9 protein-coding genes and 2 pseudogenes are annotated in these 14,881 nt (G+C 67.6%); 7 read left to right on the top strand and 4 right to left on the bottom strand.

Going from position 1 to position 14,881, the window contains the following annotated elements:
- From ABT070_RS45300 to ABT070_RS45275, 6 genes are all read left to right on the top strand, one after another.
- A partial coding sequence (locus tag ABT070_RS45300) for a zinc-dependent metalloprotease (RefSeq protein ID WP_351769122.1) occupies positions 1–396 on the top strand: 396 nt, incomplete at its 5' end.
- 422 nt (positions 397–818) lie between these two features.
- Positions 819–2,066, top strand: a complete 1,248-nt coding sequence (fxlM, locus tag ABT070_RS45295) for a methyltransferase, FxLD system (RefSeq protein WP_351769120.1) — start codon at positions 819–821, stop codon at positions 2,064–2,066.
- Positions 2,067–2,129: 63 nt separating this feature from the next.
- Entirely contained in the window at positions 2,130–2,324 is a 195-nt protein-coding gene (locus ABT070_RS45290; protein ID WP_351769118.1) for an FxLD family lanthipeptide, read from the top strand.
- Between the two features lie 79 nt (positions 2,325–2,403).
- Positions 2,404–5,439, top strand: a complete 3,036-nt coding sequence (locus ABT070_RS45285) for a lantibiotic dehydratase (protein WP_351769117.1) — start codon at positions 2,404–2,406, stop codon at positions 5,437–5,439.
- Entirely contained in the window at positions 5,436–6,578 is a 1,143-nt protein-coding gene (locus tag ABT070_RS45280) for a lanthionine synthetase C family protein (RefSeq protein ID WP_351769115.1), read from the top strand. The genes ABT070_RS45285 and ABT070_RS45280 overlap by 4 nt, the downstream gene beginning before the upstream one ends.
- 11 nt (positions 6,579–6,589) lie before the next feature.
- Entirely contained in the window at positions 6,590–7,546 is a 957-nt protein-coding gene (locus ABT070_RS45275) for a thiopeptide-type bacteriocin biosynthesis protein (RefSeq protein WP_351769113.1), read from the top strand.
- Positions 7,547–7,821: 275 nt separating this feature from the next.
- Here ABT070_RS45275 and ABT070_RS45270 read toward each other — a convergent pair whose 3' ends face one another.
- The 3 genes from ABT070_RS45270 to ABT070_RS45260 all read right to left on the bottom strand — a co-directional run bounded on the left by ABT070_RS45270 (position 7,822) and on the right by ABT070_RS45260 (position 10,959).
- On the bottom strand, positions 7,822–8,205 hold the full coding sequence (locus ABT070_RS45270) for a DUF6009 family protein (protein ID WP_351769111.1): 384 nt from the start codon (positions 8,203–8,205) through the stop codon (positions 7,822–7,824).
- Between the two features lie 160 nt (positions 8,206–8,365).
- Positions 8,366–9,895 (bottom strand): DNA primase family protein, encoded by a 1,530-nt coding sequence (locus ABT070_RS45265; protein ID WP_351769109.1) that lies wholly within the window; start codon positions 9,893–9,895, stop codon positions 8,366–8,368.
- A complete protein-coding gene (locus ABT070_RS45260) occupies positions 9,892–10,959 on the bottom strand; it encodes a bifunctional DNA primase/polymerase (protein ID WP_351769124.1) in 1,068 nt (355 codons plus the stop codon). Before ABT070_RS45260 ends, ABT070_RS45265 begins: the two co-directional genes overlap by 4 nt.
- Positions 10,960–12,376: 1,417 nt before the next feature.
- On the opposite strand from ABT070_RS45260, the pseudogene ABT070_RS45250 reads away from it, so the two are divergent.
- A pseudogene (locus ABT070_RS45250) lies at positions 12,377–13,468 on the top strand (IS630 family transposase).
- 147 nt (positions 13,469–13,615) lie between these two features.
- Here ABT070_RS45250 and ABT070_RS45245 read toward each other — a convergent pair.
- A pseudogene (locus ABT070_RS45245) lies at positions 13,616–14,881 on the bottom strand (hypothetical protein); the annotation flags it as partial.

The raw sequence follows: 14,881 nt of genomic DNA, 5'->3' as shown, positions 1-14,881 counted from the left end.
GCCACGGACAACGGTGCGATGTGGCGGCTACAGGACAGCTACTACCCGGAACTGCGGGGCACAGCCGACCGCGACTACGCCTTCCTCGTGGAAGGGCACGCCTACTGGGCCGACCGGCAGATCACGACGAAACTCCTTGGCGCCCCGGTGTCGCTGAAGGACATCAGCCCGCACGCCACTCACCGCTACAGAAATCTTGCCGAAGGCTCCCAACGCGCCGAGACGCTGGAGTACTTCACCCGGGCCGTCGACAGCATTGAGGAGATCATCACCACGCACGGCCTCGACGCCTTCAACCAGGTCTGGCACCGCCCCGACCTCGTCCCCACCCGCGACGATGCCGGGGCACCCGCCGGCTGGATACACCGTTTCGCAACGGAGCCTGCCGACCTCTGAAGCCCCCCGCTCGGCGCCCTCTGACCGAGCGACGGGACCCCCGGCCCGGCGCGGGACTATCGGCTCGACGCGCCCCCTGAGCGTGTCTCGACTGCCCTCGCGCCGCGCGCCACCACCGAGAAATTCCAGCGACGTAGACCAAGGACGACGACGGTGCGGCCCGACCATCCCGCCTTCCTCTTTCCCCGCGCAGCACCCCTCCAGCCCCCTCGTTCCCCGGACCGGACGGTGGCCCAGGGAACGAGGGCCACTCCCAGCACTGCTCCAGCCGCGGACACCGTCTTGCAGCACCGGGTCGAGAGCCCAAGGCATCACGCTGCTTCCCCCGGCCAAGAGGGTGCTTCGCCCGCACCGCCGACCTGCGACAGGACCACCGGCCCATTGCCCCTCGGCGCACGCGCGCCGCAAAGGAGAGACCGCACGTGAATAACGTCCATGCCAAGGCCACCAACGGCTCCCAGACTGCCCCCGCCTCCGAACAGGAGCTGCGCGACAAGATGGTGCGGCAGCTCATCGAGAAGGGAGCCGTCCGCGACCCGCGCGCCGTGGCCGCCTTCCGCACAGTCCCCCGCCACCTCGCCGCGCCCGACGTCGAGATGGCCAAAAGCTACGACGCCGAGTCCGCCCTGATCACCAAGACCGACGAATCCGGCGTAGACATCAGCTCGGTGTCGGCTGCTCGCATCCACGCCATGCAGATTGAGCAGGCCGACATCCAGCCCGGGATGAAGGTCCTGGAGATCGGTTCCGGCGGGGTGAACGCCGCCTACCTCGCCGAAATGGTCGGGGAGCGCGGCCACGTCGTCACCGTCGACATCGACCCCGAAGTCGCCCAGCGCGCCAAGGACTTCGTCAAGGAGACCGGCTACCGCAACGTCACCGTCATCACCGCCGACGGCACGGGCACCGTGACCGACTTCCAGCCCTTCGACCGCATCGTCGTCACCGTGCAGGCCGCCGACATCCCTTCCTCCTGGGTGCACCAGCTCGCCCAGGGCGGCCGGCTCGTCGTCCCGCTGCGCATGCGGGGCATGACCCGCACCATCGCCTTCGTCCGCAACGACCACCGGCTAGTCAGCGACGGCTTCGAGCTGTGCGGCTTCGTCCCGATGCAGGGTGCCGGCGAGAACCGCATGCGGGTGGCCCTCATCCACGACCTGGAGGGTGAGGAGATCGGCCTGCGCCTGGACGGGCACCCCGAGCCGGACACCAAAGCCCTGGCGAAAGCGCTGGCCACACCCCGTCGGGAGGTGTGGTCCGGTGTGATGCTCGCCGGTGACGAGTCCAACGAGCACCTGGACCTGTGGCTGATGACCGCGCTGGACAACCTGCCCCCCATGGCCGCACAGCCCGCCGCCCGTCAGCGCGGCCTCGTCGCCTCCGCCTCCCCCCTGGGCATCCCCACCCTCGTGGACGGCGACAGCTTCGCCTACCGCACCGTGCGGCGCACCGACGACCCGGACCGGTTCGAACTCGGCGCGATCGGCCACGGGCCGCGCGCCCAGGACGTCGCCGAGCAGCTGGTCCAAGAGATGCAGACGTGGAACCGCGTCCACCGCGGCGACCGCGCGCACATCGAGGTCTACCCGGCCGGCACGCCGGACGACCAACTCCCCGAGGGCCGCGTCATCGACCGGCCGCACTCGCGGATCACGATCTCCTGGCCGTGACGCCGCCAGCGTCGCGACCAGGTTGGCAGAGCACATCCACCCCCTTCCCTGGAGGAGTACGAGATGGCACCGCACAACGGCACCACCACCCTGAAGGCCGCGACCGACTTCACGGCCGAGGCCGAGTCGGACTTCGACCTCAAGATCGAGACCGTCACCTCCGCAGCCGTCCCCGGCGCACTGCTGAACGACACCGGTGACGGCTGCGGCTCGTCCTGCCAGTCCGCCTGCTCCAACAGCACCTGCATCGGCGGCTGACGCCGCTCGCCCGGGGGTGGGACCCAGCCGACGGCTCGGTCCCACCCCCGCGCACCACCACCCCGAAGGAGGCACAACCATGTACCACGCCGTGGACGCAGGCATGATCAGAGCATCTGTGTTCCCGCTGCCGGACCCAGCGTCCTCCTGGCCCGCCATGTCACCCGACGGCCGTATCGCCCCCAACCGCTCCCGGGCATGGATCGAGACCGTGTGGACGGACGATGCCCGCGCCGCCGCCATTGAACTCGCCGCACCCGCCCTCGCCGACGGCATCAGCAGAGTTCTCGCCGGCACCGCCCGCCGCCCCCGACACGTCCGCACCGTGACCGCGCTGATGCGCTACCTGCTGCGCATGCAGTACCGCGCCACTCCGTTCGGTCTCTTCGCCGGGCCCGCCCCCCTGCGCCTCGGCCCCGCCACACGCGTCCGCTTCGGCACAGAACACCGGGCCTTCGCCAGCGTCGACGCATCGTGGCTCCACGATCTCATCGTCGGCCTGGAACGCGACCCCAACGTACTGCGGCACCTTCGGGTCATCGCCGATCCCACGTGCGTGGTGCGAGGAACCCGGATCACCATCAAGCATCGACCAGGCCCGCAGGGCCCCGCCGAGACCACCATGCGCCGTACCCGGGCCGCGGAGAAGGCGCTGTCCCTTGCACAATCCCCCATCGCCGTCTGGGACATCGTGAACAAACTCCACGCCGAGTACCCGGACACAGCCCTCAAGACGATCACAGCCATGGTGGGCGACCTGGTCAAGCATCGGGTGCTTCTGAGCAGCCTGCACGCCCCGATGACGAGCAGCGACGGCCTCGGCCACCTGCTCTCACAGCTTGAGCGCACCGGCGCCGCTCCGCTGCTGCCGACCACCTTTCCAGCACTGCGCCGGCTCCACCGGGTTCTGGGCCGACACGACCACGCAGCCCCCGCAGAGCAGCAGGTCCTACGAACGCAAGCGAGCGCAGCCATGACCGAGCTGAGCGGCGTCGCCGGGCGCAGCCTCGCCGTGAATCTGCGGCCGGACTGCGACGTCGTCCTCCCCGACAGCGTCGCCCGAGAGGCGGAGGCCGCCTTGCAGGCCATCGCCCGCATCACGCCCTTCCCTCACGGCACGTCGGCCTGGTCGGACTACCGCACACGGTTCCTGGAGCGCTACAGCATGGGCACCATCGTGCCGCTGCGCGACCTCACCGACCCCGACACCGGTCTGGGCTTCCCCGCCGGCTACCGGGGCACCGTCCTCAAGCGCCCGATCCTGGCCACCAGCCCGCGCGACGAGCACCTTCTGACGCTCGCCCAAAAGGCATCACAAAACCACCAACTGGCAGTCGACCTGACCGAGGGCGACCTCGAGGCGCTCTGCGCAGGCAAGCCATCCCAGGTGCCCGCGCATGTCGAACTGTGCTTCACCGTGCTCGCCGAGACCTGCAAGGAACTGGACGAGGGACGCTTCCACCTGTCCGTGGTGGGGCTGTCCCTCGCGGCCGGCACGACCGCCGGCCGGTTCCTCACCACCCTCGAACCGGCCGACCGGACCCGAGTCACCGCCATCTACGCCGCGTTACCCACGCTGACCGAAGGCGCCGAACGAGCGCAGGTCTCTGGGCCGCCGTTGAAGATCCCGACGGGCAACGTCGCCCGCGCGCCGGCCGTCGTCCCCTCCCTGCTGCCCGTCAGCGAGCACAACCCGGCCGCCACCCTCGATCTAGACGACCTGGGCGTCTTCGCCGACTCCACCCGCCTCTACCTGACGACACCCTCGACGGGCCGACTCCTCGAACCGGCGGTGATGAACGCGGTAGAACTGAGCAACGCCACCCATCCGCTGATCCGCTTCGTGTGCGAACTCCACCGCTCCCACAGCGCCGCCCTCCTCCCTTTCGCATGGGGCGCCGCATCCCGCCTCCCGTTTCTGCCCGAGATCCGCATCGGCCGCACCGTCCTGTCCCCCGCCCGCTGGCGGCTGCGCGGCCGCGACCTCAGCGACGGCCCCAACTGGACGACGTCGCTGATGAACTGGCGGATCCTCTACGGGGTGCCGCGCACCGTCTCCGTCGGCACCGACGACCGACGTTTACGCCTGGACCTCGACGTGCCCGCCCACCAGTACCTGCTGCGCACCGAAGTCAAGCGCCACGGCACAGCCGTCCTGCACGAAGCACCCACCGACAGCCTCTTCGGGTGGATCGGCCGCGCCCATGAAGTGACCATGGCGTTCGCCTCCACCCAGCCCCCCGCCCACCCCGGCTACCCTCCGACCGCCCTCCACAACCGGGCCACCGCACGGCTACCCGGCGCCTCCCCGTCGGCGTACCTGAAGGTCTACGGCAACACGGACCGCGCCTCAGAAGTGCTGACCCATCACCTGCCGCGACTGCTGATCGCCCTCGGAACCAAAACCCCGGACGTCTGGTTCACCCGCTACGCAGACCCCGACAGCCACGTGCGTCTCCGCCTCAATCTGCCAACGGCCGACGCCTTCGGCGAAGCAGCCATGCACGTTGCAACATGGGCATCCGAGCTGCGCAGCGAGGGCCTGATCCACCGCGTGCAGTGGGACACCGACGCCCCGGAGACCGGCCGCTACGGATCAGGCACTGTCCTGGAAGCCGCCGAGCGGTACTTCACCGCAGACTCCGCCGCAGCCCTCGCGCAACTCGTCCTGCCCATCGCCGACAGCGACCAGCCCGCCCTCACCGCGGCCAGCATGGTCGACATCGCCACCGGCTTCCTCGCATCACCAGCAGCAGGCTGGATGTGGCTGACGGACAACTTCCCGAAGAACGACGGCGATACCGCCCCACGCGATATCCAGGCCCTGGCCGTGCGCCTCAGCACTGTCCCGGACAACGCAGCCAGCGCACTCCGGGACATTCCGCGAGGCAACCACGTGGCCGACATGTGGACACTGCGCCGTAAGCATCTGTGCGCCTACCGGCAGGCCCTTGAACAGGCCGGACACGAGCCCGCCAGCGTGCTGGCATCCCTGCTCCACATGCACCACAACCGTGCCGCAGGCATCGACCCGAGCGCCGAAGCCATCTGCCGCCGCCTGGCACGCACCGCCGCACTGTCCTGGACCACCCGCGCGAAAGGAGCCGCGCGGTGACCGCCGCCCCGCCTGACACGAGCCTTGCCACTCGACAGTCCCTCGCACACGGACCACTGGGCACCGCCCTCCTCGACGTAGAGCGGGCCACCGCCGGACTCACTACATTCCAGGACGTGCACCGCAAGCTCGCCACCGCGGGCCCCCTCATCGACGGAGATGACGCCAACCTGTTCCTCGGAGCCCCCGCGATGGCCTACGTCCTGCACATGGCTGCCGCCCACAGCAACCGGTACGGCGAAGCCCTTCACACCCTGGACAACATCGTCGCGGCCCACACCCGCCGCCGCCTTGCGGCAGCACACGCACGCATCGACCAAGGACGGCACACCGCCTTCGCCGAGTACGACCTCTTCCGGGGCCTGACGGGCATCGGCGCTCTCCTGCTGCTCCGCCAACCCCACGGCCGAGAGCTGCAGCACGTCCTGGAGTATCTGGTCCGGCTCACGGAGCCGGTGGCGGGTCCCGCAGGACGGCCGCTGCCCGGTTGGTGGGTCGGCCATGCCCCCGCCGGCATCGAAGCAGCCACCCCCGGCGGGCACGCCAACGCCGGCCTCGCCCACGGCATCACGGGCCCCCTCGCTCTCCTGGCGCTGGCCAAGCGCCGCGGCATCACGGTGGACGGTGGCGACCGTGCGATGGCCCGGATTCTGCGCTGGCTGGACGGCATCCGACAGAGCGACCACCACGGAACCCGCTGGCCCCGATGGGTCAGCATGACCGGCCAAGCCCCCACCCATGCAGCCGCGCCATCGTGGTGCTACGGCACTCCGGGCATCGCCCGCGCGCAGCAGCTCGCCGGCATCTCCCTCAACGACGGATACCGCAAACGCATGGCCGAGCGTGCCCTGCTGTACTGCCTGGCTGACCGCCAACAGCTCGACCAGCTCAGCAGCCGCGGCCTGTGCCACGGCGTCGGCGGCCTGATCCGTACCGTCCAACGCGTCGCCGAGGACGCGGAAGAGCCCAAGCCGTTCCACGACTGGCTCCAGCTCGCGCCCGCACGCTTCCTCTCAGCCCCCGCACCGGAACAGCCCGACTTCCTCAAAGGCACAACCGGGGCCACACTCGCCTTCATGAACGCCGAACCCGGCGCCATGGCCGCCACCAACTGGGACGCCTGCTTGCTGCTGATCTAGGAGTCAGCCCCATGTCGCAGTACAACTCGAGCCCTGGCGAGGATGCCGTCCTGGCCGTCCTTGGCGGTACCCCGCTCGACGAAGCCGCCCGCCAGGTCCCGACATCGCCTCTCCATCTGGCCGAAGCGATCGAACGCTACCGTGCCGCCGGCCGGGCCGCACTCGGACCGCCGCCTACAGGCTGGTACCAGGCACGCGTCTCGTTTGCCGACTACCCCTCTGCCGCCGCCACGTTCCGCGCCAACCTTCTGCCCACCTTGCAGAGCACATCTGTCGGCTCCTGGTGGTTCGTCCGGAAGTACCCGTACTGGAGACTGCGCGTGCGGCCGCGCTCGGACGGCTCTCTGGAGACAGCCGTCGAACAGATGGCGCAGGCTCTCGACTCAGCGCTCTCCCGGGGGGCCATCAAGGAGTGGCGGGCTTCCTTGTACGAGCCGGAAATCATCGCCTTCGGAGGCCTGGAAGCCATGGCGATCACCGAGCAGATCTTCTACATCGACAGCGTCGGCGTGCTCACCTACGACCAACTCTCCGCAGAGCAGTCAAGAGAACTCCTTGACGCCAAAGTCACGTCTCTCTGCGTACTCACGCTCCTTCTCCGCGCTGCCGGGCTGGAGTGGAGTGAACAGGGAGACGTGTGGGGCCAGGTCGAGACCAAGCGAGAGCTGCCCGCTGACGTTCCCCCCAACAAGGTCAGCGCCATGGCGGACACGATGCGCGCACTTGTGTCCTTTGACCGTGCCTCTGCGCTCGCCAACGGTCCGCTCGCACCCCTGACGGACTGGGCCGACGGCATGGAACAAGGCGGCAGGAGCCTGAAGGCTGCTTCTGAGGCCAACCGCTTAGGCCTTGGGCTCAGAAGTGTCCTGGCCCGGCACGTCATCTTCCACTGGAACCGCATGGGCTTCAGCACCAGACAGCAAGCAATCTGGTCCCGCGCTGCACGGGAAGCGCTCTTGGGTCGATGACCTGCGGACTCCCATTAGCGTAAAGGCTCGTCCGCAGCTTCTCCTCGAGTGATCCCCATCTTGGAGCCGGCTGGGATTCGTGGTCCACAAGCTCAGCAACCCCCCACCCGGGTACCCGGGACGGGGCTTGTCATGGAGCACGGAACAGGCCTTGCACCTGCCTCTCCCCGCAGGAAGCGGGGCACCCTTCCTGGACCACCATTGCGCAGTACTTCACTTGACCATCGGAAGCACAAGCAAGGAGAGGAACGACGCGCCGGTCATCGAGAGCCGCGTCAAGTGCGGGTACCGGTTATGGCGGCGGGGCCCTGTTGTGAACGGGGTGTCTTCTCCCCAACCTTCCTGACGTCGATCGTGCGGGGATCGACAGCTTCGCCGGGAGCACCCTCTTGATAGAGGCCTTCGGGCTGGGTGTCGCGGTCGTGCGGGAGGAGGAAGAAGACGCGGCGCCGGTAAAGGCCGCTGTCGGGGTCGGCTTCGGCGTGGTCGTCGAGTTCGGCGTAGCCGACCATGCGGCCGTCACGGGCGTAGCGGGGTTTGTTGCGCCGACGAGGGGTCTTGTCGAGAGCTTGGCGGACGTAATCGAGGTTGTCGGGGTCTTCTAGCCACACCACGTGTGCTTCGTGGGTGAGATCGCCCTCGGTCAGTAGCGAGCTCATGGCTGCTGCCCCTCCTCTGTGTGCCGGGCCGGATGGTGGACCGTCTCGTGGTGCGGTGTGCTCTTTCCTGGCGAGCCCGGCCCCGCAGGTTCATGGTAGGCCCGGCGGGCGGGAGTGTGCAGGGGCGTCTGTGCGCTGCGCCAGTGCAGGAGTTGGTTCATCACGGTGTGTCCAGCAGAGCGAGGCCGGGGTAGTACTTACGGCCGTTCGATTTGATCATGTCGGCGGGTGAGGCGAGGCCGACTTCCTGCCGGACGCGAGTGGCGAAGGCGCGGGCACCGGCAGGGCGGATGCCTTCGCCGACGCTGCACCAGGAGGCGTAGGCGGTGTACAGCAGGCCTTGCTCGACGCGCAGGTCGGGTTGGACGTCAAGGTCACGGGTGCAGCATTCGGTGAGGAAGCGGCCGATGTGGTCTTCGGTGTTCGCGTAGGCGGTGGTGGCGATGCGGACGCGGTCGGGACCTTCGAGGTTGTCGCGGGTGGCGAGGTAGCGGCGGGCCCCTTCGATGAGCCACTGCAAGATGCCGGGGCCTTCGTCACGGACGAGTTCAAAGGCCAGGTTGTCGATCTTGCGGTGGTCGGGGACGGTGCGCTCGAAGGGAAGCAAGCGGATGCGGCGCCAGAAGGCGAAGCCTCCGGTGGAGACTTCGGGGCGGTGGTTGCCGAGCAGCCACAGGTGGTGGGTGGGTGTGAAGGAGAAGTAGTCCTGCCGCATACGCCGGGCCTTGATCTTGTCTCCGCCGGTCAGAAGCCGGACGCGGGCTTCGTCGAATTTGTCGTTGGGCTTGAGTTCGCTGCAGACGATCAGCCGGCGCCCGTGGAGCTCTGTGAGTTCGGTGGAATGCTCCGAGAACGCCCCTCGGTCCATGAGGAATCCGGGTGGTGCGGCGTCCGCGTAGTCACCCAAGATCTGGATCATGGTGTCAAGCAGGACGCTCTTGCCGTTCTTGCCGTGGCCGTGCAGGAAGGGCAGGACCTGGGCGCCGACGTCACCGGTGATGGAGTAGCCCAGCAGCAGGTGCAGAAAGTTGATCATTTCCTGGCCTTCGGCGTCGTCGCCGAAGGTGTCATGCAGAAAGCGGTGCCATCGCGGCGTCTCGATCGCCTGCGGTGCCACGCTTGTAGCACGGGAGTGGAAGTCGCAGGTGGGGTCGGGCTTGCGCAGCAGCCCGGAGTTCAGGTCGACGACGCCGGCCGGGGTGCACAGCGCGTAAGGGTCCCCGTCGAGAGTGTCAGGGTCCACGGAGAGGTCCGGGGAGGCTTTCGCCTGGGTGAGAAGAGCTTTCATCCCGGTCGTCGACAGGGTGCGCTTCTTGTGCAGGTGGAGCTCGCGGTCGCTGAACAAGCCGCGCGGGTCGGTGTCAGGCATGTCCTCGGCCATTTCGCCCGCGGCCCACAGGGCTGCCTTCTCGCCGCCGGTGCGCTTCCAGCGGTAGCCGTCCCAGGAGAACCAGCCCAGGCCTTCTACATGGCGGAACTGATCGCGGAAGAGCTTCACGAAGAGCTTGGCGTTGCCCCGGTCGGTGAGTGTCCCGGGCAGGGGGGCCGGCTGCGCCCACGACGGCGCAGCCACCGGGGAGGTGTTGGCCTGGGCGGGGAGCGCTGCCGGAGGGGGGACTGGATGTTCGAGGTCCAACATCTGCTGAGCGGCGGCGCTGGCGTCGAAGCGCGGTGATTCGGCGCTGCTCATGAGCGTCCTTCGAGATGGAGCGGACGTGCGGATCCGGCAGCGAGAGCGTCGTCGATGATGCGTTCGTTGCGGGTGCTCTGCCAGGGGCGGGCAGCAACGGCTGCTTCAAGCAGCAGGGTACGCGCGGTCTGTTCGTCGAGGTGCCCGGCCGCTGCGAGTCCTCCGGCGGTGTAGGCGGCCTTGTTGAGCTTTTCCGTGAAGGAGGCACCTTCAGGCGTGGCCGCGCACTCGGCCACGTCCATGAGCAATGGGTCAAGGACGCGCTGCCCGCCGGGAGGAGCAACGTGGCGGCGTCTGCGAGGGACCGCCGGCCGGGGACGGGCCACCGGGCGCTGGATCATGTGGCCGGTCCTCACAAGTTCCTCCCCAAGCCATTCGGGCAGTGGGGCGGGTAGACGGGCGGTGCCCTCGGCCAGATAAGTACCCTGGGTGGTTCGGGTGGTGGGGGCAACGATGTAGCCGCCCTCGGCCCGTACGTCGACCTGCCAGGCCAGGGCGACCTTGGCGCTGGATCCGGTCGAGCAGCGGAACCGTACGGCCGGATGAGGGTTGCGGTACCAGACGTGGAGACCGCCGGACGGAGTACGCACGCGCAGGGTGCTGTCGTCTTCAGCCGGGGTGGGCTGCCGACGCAGCGCCGCGAGGAGCGCGAGCGTGTCGAAACCGGACGCCAGGCCCTGAAGGTTTACGGAGTCATGAATGGGAATGCCGGGAAGCAGCCGGTTACGGTCAGGGACCGGTGCGGGGTGAGCGTCGATGTCGATGACGACCAAGTCGGCCTTCCCGCAAGCGACGCCAACGCCCCAGGACGCGTCGCCGGACCACCAGCTATCGATCCGCGCCAGGTCAGTGGTCGCAGCGTGGAAACCGTGGCACGGCCGGCCAGCGGGGAGGCAGGAGCAATCGGCCGGTGCGTGGTGATGGTCTCTGCAGGCCTGGCAGTTCGCGGCGGGCGTCTTGCGACCCGCCGCGAGCGGATGGACCGGCCATCCTTGGTCAGCGCACCACCGGGCTACGGCATGGGAAGTCGCTGGCCGCGCAGTTGCTGCGGGCGCTCGCTTCACACCGGGGCCGGACACGAGTCTGTTCCTTCTGCCGAGGTCTGCTTCCTTCAGTCCCTGACGGCCTCCTCAGCTTGGTCCAGCTCGCTGCACCAGGGACCGGAGGGACTGTAGGGACTGTGTTTCCGAAGAGAGTCTAGGACCCGGAGGCGGGGGAAGTGAGCAGCTCCCCCGCGTGGCGGTCTATCAGCTTCCGGGTCCCTACAGTCCCTTGAGTCTCTGCATGGAGGCAAGTCCACTGAAGCAATGGCACAAATGCCCTTTATGTGAGGGTCCAAAGGGATCGTAACCACACTTCAGGCGCGCGCGATCCACGTCTTGGAGAACCGGGACTGGGATCGCGGTCACACCGCTCGGTCCCTCGACTCAGTCCCTGCACATTGTCCCAGGTCAGAGCGTGGCTTCCCCACCCCTGAGGGACTCAAGGGACTGAAAGTTCTTATTATGGGTCAGCTTTTACACCTGTACCTAATGGATGCGCCCGCGCGTACACACCTACAGAACTCACGCATAATTCCAAGTTCGAGTCCCTTCAGTCCCTGACAGGACCTCTCTAGGCTTGTGACCTGCAACTTTGCCCAGGGACTGAACACAGGGTCTGAAAGAAGCCCGAACCCTGATCCTCCTTCTCCCGCGCTGGTCAGCATCTGTGGGCTGCCCGTACTGGGCAGCCCACAGCTCTCCGCCCCTGGCAGGCGGCTGCCCGCGGCGCGGCCTCGCACCTGCGATCAAAGAGGTGCAGGCAAAAAGGACTTCGCTCACGAAACGTCGGCGCAGCCACGGTCCGAGCCCTGCTCTCTCCCCCCCGCTCACGTGCAACGAAGGATTCATTGACCTTCTCGCTCTACGCAGCGAGACCTTTGCGCTCGGAGCCAAAGCGACTGAAGCGACTGAGAGCCAGACCTGGCCGTCGCCGTTGCCAGCAGCAGCCCAAAACGGCCGGATTGAATCGCTCCAGTCGCTGCGCCCAACAGGTATACGCGACCACGGACCCCCCAACGGCTTCGCGGGCTTTGTAGCCGCGAGGGCGCGGCCATCGTGCTTAGCAGGCAAGGCTGTTGCTGCCCTCGGCAGGCGGGAACTGGGTGCCGGTTAGTGCCCAGTCGGCACAGGCCGATGAGGACACCGTCCGTGACGTGATCCACAAGTAGAACGAGATCGATCTGGCCTGCCTGGACCCTCAGTGGGCGGGAGGCCGGCACCGCCTGCTCAGCACTGACGATGAGGACTTCGTCATCCAGACGGCCACCACCCGCCCGCGCAAGCCCGGCCAGCCCTTCACCGCTGGTCCATCCACAAGTGCCCCCCGCTGGGCCGAGCAGGGCAAGCCCGACCAGCTTCCTGCGTCCTTCCCCCCGCACCCACGGCGTGACCTAGTCTTCTGAGTCAGCAGTTCCTTCCATATATGTAGGCTTGCGGTATGGCTCGTACGGGGCGGCCGAAGGCCGAGTTGGTGCTGTCGGTGGATGAGCGGGCGGCGCTTGAGGGGTGGGTGTGGCGTCGTTCGACTCCTCAGTCGTGGGCGGTGCGGTGCCGGATCATCCTGGCCTGTGCGGACGGCATGTCGAACAAGGATGTCGGTGCCCTGGTGGGCATGACGGGGCAGTCGGTGGGCCGGTGGCGGGCGCGTTTCAACGAGCATCGCATTGCCGGTCTGGGTGACCTGCCCAGATCCGGCGGCCCCCGTTCGGTGAGCGACGAGCAGGTTGCCGCATTGGTGAAGTGGACGCTGGAGTCGACGCCGAGGAATGCCACGCACTGGTCGACGAGAGCGATGGCGAGAGAGCTGGGCCTCTCCCAGTCGACCGTGTCGCGGATCTGGCGTGCCTTTGGTCTGCAGCCCCACCGCTCGGAAACCTTCAAGCTGTCGACGGACTCGTACTTCGTCGACAAGGTGCACGATGTCGTGGGTCTGTATCTGGACCCGCCCGAGCGGGCGTTGGTGTTCTGTATGGACGAGAAGACGCAGATCCAGGCTCTGGACCGCTCTCAGCCGGTGCTGCCGATGATGCCAGGGGTTCCTCAGCGGGTCACCTACGACTACATCCGCGCCGGCACCACCACCCTGTTTGCGGCACTCGGGGTCGCCACCGGGAAAGTCATCGGATCCCTGCACCGCCGCCACCGGGCCGAGGAGTTCAAGAAGTTCCTGATCAAGTTGGACCAGGAGATCCCGGCAGATCTGCAGGTGCGCCTGATCCTCGACAACTATGCCACCCACAAGACTCCGGCCGTCAAGACCTGACTGGTCGCCCACCCTCGTTTCCAGCTGCACTTCACGCCTACCGGCTCGTCCTGGCTCAACCTCGTGGAGAGGTGGTTTGCAGAACTGACGAACAAACAGATACGCCGAGGGGCCCACAAGAGCGTCCAGGCCCTTGAGAGGGACATCCGCACCTGGATCGCCGCATGGAACACCGACCCCAAGCCCTACGTCTGGACCGAGACCGCAGACGAGATCCTCGAACGCCTCGCCGGTTATTTACACAGGATTCCTGACTCAGAAGACTAGATAGCCTCCGGGGTGGTGGCTGCGCAACGCCACGCCGCACGCAGAGCTGCGCGGTGACCGCTAGCGCTGCGCATTCATGCTCTGGTCAGGGGTTTCGCTGAATGCGCAACCTGAAAGGGAAGCTGATACGCAGGGTGGGACGGGGATCTACGGCTGCGTATCGACGTGATGGCGGCTGAGCGCTTGCCACCGGCGCTCAAAGTCCACAGCCTCTTCGGCGATGAAGTCGGGGGTGATGGGCTTGTTGTGCTGGCCGGTGATCCCCCGGTCTGCGCAGGCTTGCGCAAGGTCCGAGTGTGCAGGGGCTTCGGTGTGCGCCCGCTGCTCGGCCCAGACCTTGTAGACACGCCATCGCAGGAAGTGGCGCCGCAAGTTGGCCGGACTGACGGGTTTGTTGCCGCGGCCGAGCAGTCCCTTGTCTGCGCAGTAGGCCGAGAGTTCCTTGTCGCTGGGCTCGCTCCCCTTCTGCTCTTGGTACTCCATCCATGCAAGGTAGTACCGGTCAGGAGTGGTGAGTCCGCCTCTCCCGTTCGAGGGGTGCGACGTTTCATCGACCGGAGCATCGACCTGGGGACCACGCGGCTCCTTCGCCGCCTGTGCTGAACTGCCAACGGGCGCCGACTGTGAGCCGCTCGTCTCCGGAAGAGGTTCGTGGGCTTCACGCTCGAACGGATCGGCGGCGTCCTCAGAAGGGAACTCGGTCTCGCCGAACTCTCGTTCCTGGAAAGTCGCGACGAAGTCCGCCAGGTCCTCGCCCGCGAGAGGGTTACCGCCGTCGCCCGTGATGGTGTCCCGCTCGTACACGTATGCCGCGAGGGCAGCAGCGTCGGGATGGATGCCGCGCTCATCCGCGTAGCTGCGCCAGGCGCTGTAGAAGTAGTCGTACCAGGACTGGTCGGTCGTCTGCGGCTCTTCCAGGTCGGTGTTTCCCACGGTGGAAAGCGCGTAGCGGTTCTGCAGAACTCGGAGCAGGGGCTGCAGTTGCCCTTCAGAGAGCGGTTCGCCGGCCCCGGTGGAGATGCCGTACACGTCGCGGAGCCAGAGGGCCCACTGCGAGGCAGTCGGCTCGGCCTGGAACCGCGTGATGAACGCCTGGTAGGCCTCAGCAAACCGCTTGGCGTCCTTCTCAGCGGATTCCGGCAACTCACCAGGCGGCTCGGGTACTCCTGCCGGAGCCTGCGCCGGTCGGACCTCGAGGCTCTCCAGTCCCGCCGGCTCCGGCTGCTCGTGTGGTGTGGCCTCGAGCGCGGCGCTTTCAGGCTGGACAGAGGAGGAGACCCGCTCGACAGTGACGAGGATCGGCGGCTCTATGCCCGCGGCCGCCAGACCCGCCGGGGCGGTCTCCGCCAGCGGGACGCCGTAACGGGCCAGCCGCAGCGGCATGAGCGACTCCACCGGGGCCTTGCGGCGCCA

Source organism: Streptomyces sp. NPDC002884 (assembly GCF_040295245.1).
Taxonomy (GTDB): Bacteria; Actinomycetota; Actinomycetes; order Streptomycetales; family Streptomycetaceae; genus Streptomyces.
This window is presented reverse-complemented; position numbering and strand designations above follow the sequence as displayed.

Excerpts from the sequence above, each read along its gene's own strand:
- ABT070_RS45290 (WP_351769118.1), top strand. The coding sequence starts at position 2,130 with ATGGCACCGCACAACGGCACCACCACCCTGAAGGCCGCGACCGACTTC.
- ABT070_RS45265 (WP_351769109.1), bottom strand. The coding sequence starts at position 9,895 with ATGAGCAGCGCCGAATCACCGCGCTTCGACGCCAGCGCCGCCGCTCAG.
- ABT070_RS45285 (WP_351769117.1), top strand. The coding sequence starts at position 2,404 with ATGTACCACGCCGTGGACGCAGGCATGATCAGAGCATCTGTGTTCCCG.
- ABT070_RS45270 (WP_351769111.1), bottom strand. The coding sequence starts at position 8,205 with ATGAGCTCGCTACTGACCGAGGGCGATCTCACCCACGAAGCACACGTG.
- ABT070_RS45275 (WP_351769113.1), top strand. The coding sequence starts at position 6,590 with ATGTCGCAGTACAACTCGAGCCCTGGCGAGGATGCCGTCCTGGCCGTC.